The sequence below is a fragment of the Arthrobacter sp. Cr_A7 genome, assembly GCF_029222765.1.
In the GTDB taxonomy this organism is placed as follows: Bacteria; Actinomycetota; Actinomycetes; order Actinomycetales; family Micrococcaceae; genus Arthrobacter.
Map to the genome: position 1 here is coordinate 1 of NZ_JARHXQ010000322.1, position 10,054 is coordinate 10,054.

10 protein-coding genes and 1 tRNA gene are annotated in these 10,054 nt (G+C 65.8%); 4 read left to right on the plus strand and 7 right to left on the minus strand.

Annotated features, from left to right (window positions below; genetic code table 11):
* Window positions 1-518: 518 nt before the first annotated feature.
* Entirely contained in the window at window positions 519-1,085 is a 567-nt protein-coding gene (locus P2Q66_RS19440) for a M23 family metallopeptidase (RefSeq protein ID WP_275730788.1), read from the plus strand.
* 32 nt (window positions 1,086-1,117) lie between these two features.
* On the opposite strand, the gene P2Q66_RS19445 is transcribed toward P2Q66_RS19440, so the two are convergent.
* The 6 genes from P2Q66_RS19445 to P2Q66_RS19470 all read right to left on the minus strand — a co-directional run bounded on the left by P2Q66_RS19445 (window position 1,118) and on the right by P2Q66_RS19470 (window position 6,450).
* The gene (locus P2Q66_RS19445) at window positions 1,118-2,308 is read right to left on the minus strand and encodes an acyl-CoA dehydrogenase family protein (protein WP_275730790.1); all 1,191 of its coding nucleotides are present in this window, start codon (window positions 2,306-2,308) and stop codon (window positions 1,118-1,120) included.
* 175 nt (window positions 2,309-2,483) lie between these two features.
* Window positions 2,484-2,557, minus strand: a tRNA-Ile gene (locus P2Q66_RS19450).
* A 78-nt stretch (window positions 2,558-2,635) separates the two neighbouring features.
* Window positions 2,636-3,832 (minus strand): glycosyltransferase, encoded by a 1,197-nt coding sequence (locus P2Q66_RS19455; protein WP_079595554.1) that lies wholly within the window; start codon window positions 3,830-3,832, stop codon window positions 2,636-2,638.
* A 113-nt stretch (window positions 3,833-3,945) separates the two neighbouring features.
* Entirely contained in the window at window positions 3,946-4,854 is a 909-nt protein-coding gene (locus P2Q66_RS19460) for a DMT family transporter (protein ID WP_079595555.1), read from the minus strand.
* A complete protein-coding gene (locus tag P2Q66_RS19465; RefSeq protein ID WP_079595556.1) occupies window positions 4,854-5,477 on the minus strand; it encodes a CDP-alcohol phosphatidyltransferase family protein in 624 nt (207 codons plus the stop codon). Before P2Q66_RS19465 ends, P2Q66_RS19460 begins: the two co-directional genes overlap by 1 nt.
* Before the next feature lie 118 nt (window positions 5,478-5,595).
* Entirely contained in the window at window positions 5,596-6,450 is an 855-nt protein-coding gene (locus tag P2Q66_RS19470; RefSeq protein ID WP_275730794.1) for a phage holin family protein, read from the minus strand.
* A gap of 177 nt (window positions 6,451-6,627) precedes the next feature.
* On the opposite strand from P2Q66_RS19470, the gene P2Q66_RS19475 reads away from it, so the two are divergent.
* From P2Q66_RS19475 to P2Q66_RS19485, 3 genes are all read left to right on the plus strand, one after another.
* The gene (locus P2Q66_RS19475) at window positions 6,628-7,851 is read left to right on the plus strand and encodes a multidrug effflux MFS transporter (RefSeq protein WP_115524128.1); all 1,224 of its coding nucleotides are present in this window, start codon (window positions 6,628-6,630) and stop codon (window positions 7,849-7,851) included.
* A gap of 108 nt (window positions 7,852-7,959) precedes the next feature.
* Window positions 7,960-8,166, plus strand: coding sequence for a hypothetical protein (locus P2Q66_RS19480; protein ID WP_275730798.1), 207 nt, complete (start codon window positions 7,960-7,962; stop codon window positions 8,164-8,166).
* A 72-nt stretch (window positions 8,167-8,238) separates the two neighbouring features.
* The gene (locus P2Q66_RS19485; RefSeq protein WP_115524126.1) at window positions 8,239-8,646 is read left to right on the plus strand and encodes a hypothetical protein; all 408 of its coding nucleotides are present in this window, start codon (window positions 8,239-8,241) and stop codon (window positions 8,644-8,646) included.
* 57 nt (window positions 8,647-8,703) lie between these two features.
* On the opposite strand, the gene P2Q66_RS19490 is transcribed toward P2Q66_RS19485, so the two are convergent.
* The coding region (locus tag P2Q66_RS19490) for an FAD-dependent monooxygenase (RefSeq protein ID WP_275730801.1) at window positions 8,704-10,054 on the minus strand (1,351 nt) is incomplete at its 5' end.

A 10,054-nucleotide genomic window follows, 5' to 3' on the forward strand; every position in this document is an offset into this window, starting at 1 on the left:
TCCAACGGCGGGTCTGGTGTCCAAAGTGGACGCCGCTGTCAAGCAGCTGGCGCATAGTTACGACGGGCATGCCGACGCTCCTTCCGGCAGGTCATTCATGAGAGAGCCCGGAGGCTTCTTACCCTGCCAATAGTTGACGGTTGATTAGCGTGGCCCAGGCCGGGCCGTGCTCCTGGCATCCATCACGCTTCCCATCCGCGCCATATGGCACGGACCGCAGGAGGCGCGATCCTTCAGAGGCGTTGCCGGGGCTTCACCATGTGGAGGGCTGGATGCGCGTAGTCAGCTGCTGCTCCCCCACACTCCTGAATGAGATGTGCCGACGCAATCCGGACAAGGGGATGCACCGCGGGGGTGAACCACTGGGACGGGAAGCGTTGAGGGCGCAGCAAACTGCTCCACCAAGTGTACTACAGGCGCCCGTGTCCGGCGGACAGCAAACGCCCTGCCCGGGGCCTTTTCCACATAGGCCGGATCGGCCCTGCCGGCCCGGTTTTCGGGCGGCGCATGCTGGGCGGATGAAACCTTCGCTCCTCCTCGCGGCGCTCCTGCTCCTTCCCGCGTCGGTCGCCTCCACCACGCAGCCGCTGCCATCCAGCTTCTCCCCTGCCGTTCACGCGGCCGGCACGACGGCGGCAGGGGACGCGGGCGCGGCCGTGCCGGCGCCCTCGTGGAAGTGGCCGCTGGCACCCCGCCCGAAGGTTCTGCGCAATTTCGATCCCCCGCCGAAGCCTTGGCTGAGCGGGCACCGGGGCGTGGACCTGGGGGCAGGATACGACGGCGCCCCGGTCACCTCCCCTGCGGCCGGAACGGTCAGCTTCGTGGGCGTGGTGGTGGATCGGCCGGTCATCACCATTGATCACGGCAACGGGCTGCGCAGCAGTTTTGAACCGGTGGAGAGTACCCTGGCGGCGGGCAACCCGGTAGCCGCCGGACAGGTCATCGGTACCGCCCTCCCCGGGCACTGCGGGGTATCCGCCTGCATCCATTGGGGCGTCCGGCGTGGCGAGGACTATGTCAATCCCCTGCAGTTCGTGATGGACCTGCGGCCGTCCATCCTGCTGCCGCTCGGAGGTCCGCCGTAGTCCCGATGGGGGTACGGCGGCAACGGCTGCGGTCAGACGATGGCTGATATGCCGGTGATGGCCCGGCCGGTCACCAGGGTGTTGATCTCGGCGGTTCCTTCATAGGAGTAGATGGCTTCCGCATCGGCGAAGATCTTGGCCATCTCGAAGTCCGTCACGATCCCGTTGCCGCCCAGGATGCTTCGGCCGAGGGCCACGCTGTCCCGCATCCGCTCCGTGGTGAAGGCCTTGGCCAGCGCCGATTGTTCGTCCTTGGCCAGGCCGGCGTCCTCCAGCTGCGAAAGCCTGGCCATCATGCCCATGGAGCTGACGGTGTTGCCAAGGATGCGGACCAGCTGGTTCTGCACGAGCTGGAAGGAGGCCAGGGGCCTGCCGAACTGGTGGCGCTCCACGGCGTAGCGCCGGGCAACGTCGAAGGCGGCCATCTGCAGGCCAACGGCCTGCCAGGCGACGCCGAGCCGGGTGACCTTGAGGACCTTGTTGACGTCGCGGAAGCTGTTGGCGTGGGCAAGCTTGAAGAAGTCCGGCACAGTGACGTTGGTCAGGGTGATGTCGGCGTTCTGGACGGTCCGGAGCGAGATCTTGTTCTCGATCTTTGTGGCACTGAATCCTGCAAGGGTGGTGTCCACCAGGAATCCCTTGACCTGGTTGTCCTCAACATCGCGGGCGTAGATGACCACCCAGTCCGAGAAGGTGGCGTTGCCGATCCAGCGTTTGGCGCCGTTCAGGATCCAGTTGCCGCCGTCCCGCCGGGCCGTGGTGCGGGTTCCCCCGGCTACATCGCTTCCGCCCAGCGGCTCGGTGAGCCCGAAGGCGCCGGTCTTTTTCAGGGCGTAGATCTCGGGAAGCCACGCGTCCTTTTGCTCCTGGGAGGCCAGGGCTTCTATGGAGCCCGTGAACAACCCGTCGTGGACGCCCATGAAGGTCGCAATGGATGCGTCAGCGCGCGTTACTTCGGCATGGAGCAGTCCCGCAAACAGGTTTGAGTAACCCTGCCGCCGGACGGGGCTCACCAGGTCAATGTCGGCGAGCTTGGGGATGAGGTCCATGGGAAATTCGCCGCGGTTCCAGCAGTCCACGGCGATGGGCCGGACCTCCCGGGCCAGGAAGCCCCTGACTTCAGCGAGCCGGTCCTGCTCCTTCGCGCTGAGCAGCTGCTCAAAGGCGTAGAAGTCGCCGTCAGCATAGGGAAGGTCATTCACACTTGGCATGGACGTGGACATGGGTACCTCACAGGTGATCGGCGGTGACCGGCGCCCCCAGGGACGGGGCGCGGTAAGTTACTGGTCAGTAACATACCCCAGATCGACCTTCCAGCAAAGAACCGGGGAGCAAAGGAACGGCTGTGGGCATAGAAAAACCGCGGCCGAAGAGGTCGGCCGCGGTTTGGGAGGAATGTAGGGCTACTCGGACTTGAACCGAGGACCTTAGGATTATGAGTCCCGCGCTCTAACCAGCTGAGCTATAGCCCCGTGCGCCCTGCAGGTCCCGATCCGTTCGGATGTCGGCTCCAGCAGGGCAAAAACACTCTAGCAAACCCCGGAAGGGGTTTAGACCACCTTGTCTTCGAAGCCCGCGCCGCGGTACAGATCCTCGAAGGTCTGCAGAGTGCCCTGGATGCTGTGCGGCTCCACCATCTGCCGGCTGGCCTGGCCCATGGCCTCGCGCTGGTCCTTTGGAAGCTCCAGGATCTGGGTGATCTTCTTGGCGAGGTCATCGCTGTCATTCGGTGTGAAGAGGTAGCCGTTTTCACCGTCGCGCACCAGGTGTGGCAGCGCCATGGCGTCCGCCAGCACCACCGGGGTGGAGGCAGACATGGCCTCCAGGGTCACCAGCGACTGCAGCTCAGCGGTGCCGGGCATGCAGAAGAGATCAGCCTGGATGTAGGCCTTCCGCAGGTCTTCGTCGCTCGCGAGGCCAAGGAACTTCACCCGACTGCCCAGGCCGAGCCGCTGCACCAGCTCCTCCAGGGAGGCGCGCACCTCGCCGCCGCCCACGATTTCCAGGTGCACGTTCAGTTCCGGGGGCGTTTTGCCGATTGCCCTGATGAGCACGTCCACGTGCTTTTCTTCGGCGAGCCGGCCCGCGAACATGACGGTGGGGTGCGGGTGCGGCTCGATCTGCTCGCCGGGCTGGAGCTCGTAGGCGGCAGAATCGATACCGTTGGAGAGCGGCAGGACCTTCCGGAGGAATGCGTGCTCGTGCATGGCCTTGGCCGCCAGTGGTGTTGGTGTGGTGACCACGTCCGCCTTGCCCATCACCTTGCCCATGTCCTTCCAGGAGATGCGCCCGATGATGTCCTTGAACCACTGGGGAAACGGCAGGAACGGGTTGAGGTTTTCCGGCATGAAGTGGTTGGTGGCCACGATCCTGACGCCGCGCTTCACGGCTTCATACAGGACGTGCTCGCCGATCATGTAGTGGCTTTGGATGTGGACAACATCCGGCTTGACGCGGTCGAACAGCAGGCTGATTTCCTTTTTGATCTCCCAGGGAAAACAGATCCGGAAGGTTTCGTGCGTGGGCACGCTGTGGGAGCGGAGCCGGTGCACGGTGGCTTCGTCGCGGAATTCGCTAAAGCTCTTGCCCTTGCCGTTGCGGCAGGCCAGGACGTGGACGTTGTGCCCGCGGCCGGTCATTCCCTTGGCCAGGCGGTAGCCGAACTGGGCTGCGCCGTTGATGTCGGGCGGATAGGTGTCAGCAGCGATCAGGATGGTCAGCGGCGTCTGGTCGGCGGGCGTGGTCACGTGGAGAACTCCTGATGGTCACGGTGCGGACAGCGTCGACTGACTGCACGTCTGGCCTGGCATGTGGCGCCGGGGCTTCGTGGAACTGCTGGATCTGGTAGGCGGGAATGGGGCTAGTGAGACGGCCTGCCCGCGGCCTTCCGCGCGTCCTTCTTGCGCTTGGTGACCTCGGGATGGTGCCTGGAAAGGGCGATAACCCCAACGATAGCAAGGGAAGCGGCGGTTCCCATGGCAATCGCCATGACGGCGTGCACATCCGGCCGCAATTCCCCCAGGATGACGATTCCGATGGCGATCCCCACGATGGGGTCGATCACCGTCAGTCCGGCGATCACCAGGTCCGGCGGACCCGAGGAGTATGCGCTTTGGACGAACCAGGACCCCAGCCCGCCGGCGGCAACGAGTGCCACCACGGAGTACCACTGCACGTTCAGCAGGAAGAGGCCGTTGGGATCCAGCATGTGCTTGCCGATGATCCGGGTGAGGACGGCCACGAAGCCAAAGAGGACTCCGGCGCCCAGGATATAGACGAAAGCGTTGATCCGGTGCTTGAACATAACGGCCAAAGTGCCGAAGAGCCCGACGGCAAGCGCCAGCAGCAGCACGATGGTGAGCTCCGCGTCCAGGCTCACATGATGGTTCTCCTGCGTCACGTTAACGGCAAGGAGGACAAAGAGCGCGGAGCCCGTCACGCAGGCCGCGATGGCCACCACCGTGGCCCGGTTGATGGTGAGGTCCTGGTCCTTGGCGTTGATGACGGTGGTGATGACCAGCGCAATGGCACCGATTGGCTGGACAACTGTGAGCGGGGCGGACACGAGCGCCACCGCGTTCATGGCCATCCCGGCACCAAGCAGCAGGAGTCCGAAGACCCAGCGGGGATTGCGGAGCAGGCGGAGGAAACCGTTGGAGCTCAGGGCCAGGCCGCCGGTGTCGGCCTTGACGGCGCTTCCCTGGCGCTGGGCACCAAGGGCGAGGCAGAAGGCCCCAAGCAGCGCAAGCACGACGGCGACCCACACCATCAGGTGGTCCCGCCGTCGTGCCCGGTGCGCATCCTGCCCTTGCGCAGGATCGCCCAGAAGTAGTTGTACGCAGCGATCCAATGGCCCAGCAGGCCCAGCCCGAGCACAATCCAGGCGGCCACGAACAATCCGTCCGAGAACCCGGTGTCCAGCCGGGAGAGGAGCAGCATCGGCGTGCCCAGGAGCAGCAGCCCGGTCCGCACCTTGCCAACTGCGCTGACAGGAAGGTCGGGATGGCCGCCGAACAGCGAGAGTGTCAGCACCAGGAGTACCGCGTCCGGGATGACCAGCGCCGCCAGGTACAGCCAGTGCACGACGCCGGCGATCACCAGGGTGATGGCGACGGCGATCAGCGCCAGGCGGTCGGCGATGGGGTCCAGGACCCGCCCGAGCTTGGAGGCCTGGTCAAAGCGGCGGGCAACGTACCCGTCAATCCAGTCGGTACTGGCCATCACCGCAAGGACAACCACACCGGCGCCGTACTCCTTCCGCGCCAGGACGAGCCAGATGAAGAGTGGGACCCCCATGAACCGGACCACGGTGAGCAGGTTTGGGATGGTGAAAACCCGGTCATGGTCCACTTGGGGGCGGCCGGGACGGGCGCCGGCACCAATAAACTTCACCCGTCCCCCTTTCCTTCCTGCTGCCTGGTCGGCGCGGTCCTGCAGTTGTTGGCTTGCTGCATCAGTCCTGCGGTTGTGCCCGGGCGTGCTGGCGGCCGGCAGCCCTGGCAAACCCGTGCTAGTAGGTTCGAAGAAGCTTACGGAGCAGGACCACCAAAACGGTGCCTGCGGCTGCCAAAGCTGCCAGCGGCTTCCAGCGTTTCTGCAGCCCCTCGGTGGATGCGGCCAGGGTGGCCAGCCGTTCGCTGGCCGCGTCCATGCCGCGCCCTGCGATGGCCTGGCCCTGGCGCGCTTTGCCCTGGGCGGCCGCGAGCAGGTACTGCGCCTGGGTCTTGACGTCCAGTTCGGTGCCGAGTTCGTCGCGGACGTCGGTGAGGTGGTGGCGCCGCTGGTTGAGGCGGCGTGCGAGCTCGGGTTCGGAGGCGTGCGGGTATTCCTTGTCGTGCTCGGCTGTCTTGGCCGCCTTCTCCGCCTTGGCCTTGGCCGCGGCCTCTTCCCTGGCGGCCTTGGCAGCTTTCGCTTCGGGGGTGTTCGGGTCAAGGACCGCAGGGTTGAAGGCCGAACCTTCCTTGGCAATACCGATATCGTGCCTGATGCCCCGGATGGTTTCCTCCGGCATCAGTGGCATGGCCTTCTTGAATTTGCGGAAGCCGATCAGGCCGCCGATGAGGGCGACCAGCAGGAAGGCCGCTGACACCAGGAGGGCGGCCAGCCAGGCGGGCATGATGGTGGCCAGTCCCATGATGGCCGCGACGATGAGTCCGACCACCAGGAAGACGAGGAAGACCAGGGCGACGGCGAAGAAGGCGGCCGCTACTCCGAGCTGGATGCCTTTGCGCTTGAGCTCAATCTTGGCGAAGGCGATCTCATCGTTCAGCTGGCGCGGGGCCAGCCGGAAAAGGAGTTTAAGCGTCCTGGGCAGCGCGGTGATGCGCAATCCCGGGCTGGTCCGCCCGCTGTGACGTCCGCTCATCGGTTCCGCCTTACTGGTTATGGTCGATCCGGCTTCCGTATGCTGCGGGAAAAGTGCCTCGGCACAGTCCCCGCCCCAAAACTACCATTCAGGTTCAGGCCGAACTTCGGGGCTTGCCGGACGGCACGGCCTACAACGCTGAAAAAATAGATGGTGCCGGGCCTAGGATGGTAATCCGTGACCACTCCCTCCAATCCAGGCGACTTGCTGACCCGACGCCGGAAACTTCTGTACATTCTCCTTCTCGGCGCGCTGACCGCCCTGGGGCCGTTCACGATCGACCTGTACCTGCCGGCGTTCCCGGCGCTGGAGGCGAGCCTTGGCGTGACCGAGGCCCAGGTCCAGCTCACCCTCGCCGGGACCACCCTGGGGTTCGCGTTCGGCCAGCTGGTGGTGGGCCCCTTCAGCGACAAATTCGGCAGGCGCAACCCGCTGATCCTGGCGACGGCACTGCACATCGCGGCGTCGCTGGGAGCGGCGCTGTCCACTGACATCACCACCCTGGGCATCTTCCGCGTCCTGATGGGTATCGGCGCGGCCGGAGGCGGCGTGGTGGCAATGGCCATGGTCCGGGACCTGTTCTCCGGCTACGCCATGGTGCGGATGTTCTCGCGCATGAGCCTGGTCAACGGACTGGCACCCATCCTGGCGCCCGTGATCGGATCCCAGCTGCTGCTGGTGATGGCCTGGCCCGGGATCTTTGTCTTCCTGGCCTCCTACGGCACCCTGGTCATCATTGCCGCGCTGTTCCTGGTCCGCGAGACCCTCCCGCCGGAAAAGCGTGGGCAAAGCGGCATGACGGCCCGGCAGCGCTACAAGGTCCTTTTCAGCGACCGGATCTTTGTGGGTCTCCTTTTGGTGGCAGGGCTGAACTTCGGCGGCCTCTTCACCTATCTGTCCGCCTCTCCTTTCCTCTTCCAGGACGTGTTCGGATTCTCCGCGCAGGAGTACGGGCTGCTGTTCGGGATCAACTCCCTGGGCATCGTGGCGGGCGTACAAACCAGTTCGCGGCTGATCAGGAGGGTGCCGCCGCAGTGGATCCTGGCCGGCGCCACCGCCTGGATGTTCCTGATGGCAATGCTGATCGTGCTGTTCGACCAGCTGGGCCTGGGCCTGTGGGGCGTGATGGTTCCACTGTGGTTCTACATCATGGGCACCGGTTTTATGTTCCCCTGCGTCCAGGTGCTGGCCCTCGCCAGCCACGCCTCCCAGGCCGGAACCGCCGCCTCCCTGCTGGGTGCGGCCACCTTCATGATGGCCGGCCTGATCTCGCCGGTTGTGGGCTGGCTGGGCATCACCAGCGCCACACCCATGGGAGCGGTTCAGGCAGCCTGTATCCTGCTGGCCATCGCAGCCCTCTGGCTCGTGGTCCGCCCGCGCACCGTGCCGTCCATCCACTGAACAGGGCAATCACGGAACCAGGCAATCAAGGAGCAGGGGCATCAAGGAACAGGGCAATCAAGGAGCAGGGTTCTCAAGGAACAGGGCCATTAAGGAGCGGGCAATCCAATGACCGGCGATTCATTGCATGGCAGGAAGAAGCGCAAGCCGCACCGGAACGGAAGGGGACTCTTCCTCGGCGCGGTGCTTGGCGCCGTCGTCGGCTACTTCGCGGGGCGGGCATTGGGAAACCCTGCCATGGGCATCGCGCTGGGAGCGGTGGCCGGCGCGGCATTGCTGTACCGGGTCAACCCGGGCCCCTGGAAGCGCCGCTGACGCCTGCACCAGCCGCGGCGCCGCGCCGCTCCATCTGCCGCGCAAAGCCCTTGCCGCGATAAAATAATGTCTGTGCCCAGCTGGCAGGATCCACAGCCGCTTCCGGCCACATGGCAACGGTGCGATGCCGGAATTCTGCCACTGTGGTGGGACCGGCTGTGCGCCCAGACCGGCGAGCAGTCTGCCGCGCTCTACGCCGCCGGGCTCTTCACCGAGGACCGCCGACGGCCCATCGCCCAATGGTTCAATCCCGCCTTCAACGCCGCCCTGCTCGTGGCCCCGGAGACCTCCCCGGAATGGCCGGTGCAGCGCTTTGGAATCTTCTACGCGCCCCCGGACACCGGGTTCGTCCGGATCCACTCGGCACCGCACGAATGGAACCCGCGCCAGCCCCGGAAGTCCCCCACCGAAAAGGAAGCTTTCCAGGCCGCCATTGTGGAAGCCGAGAGGTTCCTGCAGGTGGAGATGGACTTCGTCTGAAGCCCGTCAGGAAACCGGAGCCAGCCCGTCAGGAAACCGGCGCCGGCCTCCCGCACCTCATTGCGGCGGCCGCGGACGAACCGCCACGGCCGGGTGGTCCCAGCGCATCACGAAATCTGCCTGGCGGAGCGCAGCGGAGCTGCCGAGCAGTCCCATGGCCCGCAGCATTCCATTCCGAAGCACTTGCCCGGCCGGGTTCCGCATCGTGGCGAACCGGGCAACCTGCGAGGACCGGCGGACAATGAGTGAGGTCCTCGGCATCCTAGCTCCGGTGTAGTCCGCCAGTCCTTGCCGGATGCTGCCGGACCTGTCGAGCACGTACGCGAGGGTGACGGCGTCCTCAATAGCCTGGCAAGCCCCCTGGCCCAGGTTCGGAGCCATGGCGTGCGCTGCATCGCCCAGAATTGCTGCCCTGCCACGGTGGAAGGCCGGCAGCGGTACCTGCATTGAGTGGATGTCGGCGCGCAGGACCGCCTCTTCATCGATCCGCCTGATGACTTCCGGGACAGGGGGACGCAGGCCGCCAAACCGGCGCACCAGTTCGGCCTTCTCCTCGGCCCCGGTCCGACGCGGCATCGGTTCATCCGCCGCCGCCTCGGCAAAGACGTACAGCCGCCCGTCCTTCATCGGCAGCATGCCGAACTCTCCGCCGCGGCTCCACGTGGTGCCCACCTGGTAGTCGATGCCGGCCGAAGGCACCAGCGCCTGCCAGGCCGTTAATCCGGCAAACACCGGTCCGGGACACCCGGGAAAGAGCGCTGCCCTGGCTGCCGAGTGGATGCCATCCGCCGCGACCAGCAGTTCGGCGCGCAGCACTTCCCCTGTTTCAAGGGTGACCTCACCTGTGTCTGCATCCAGGTCGGCAACCGGTGTCCCGAGCCGCAGCGAGCCAGGCGGAAGGTTGGCGGCCAGCATCTCCACGAGCTCGGCGCGGCGCAGCACTACTGCCGGATGGCCGTAACGCTCCTCGGCCAGGGAGGCGTCGTTGCGGGACAACCAGCCGCCCCGCGCGGTCCGGATGCCGCTCTCGCCCTGCAAGGTGGCAAGGGAATGGATTTGTTCCACGATGCCGCCGGGGATGGTGTCAAGGGCCCGCTGCGCGTTCGGGGCCATGATCAGGGCGTACCCCACGGGCCGGAGGGCCGCCGTCCGCTCCAGGACCTGGACGTCCCAGCCCTTGCCGGAAAGCGCCAGCCCGGCAGTGAGCCCGCCAATGCCCGCGCCGATAACTATCGCCCGGCGCTTCGCTGTACCTGTCATCATCCGCCCCTGTCCGCGGCACGGCACCAGCATCCGTCCTCCCCCATCATGCTCCCGGGCACAGCTCATGAGAAGAGTCACTGCCGGGAGGATGGCGGCAAGAAAAAATCCCCGTTCCTCATGGCTGAGGAACGGGGATTTTCCGGCT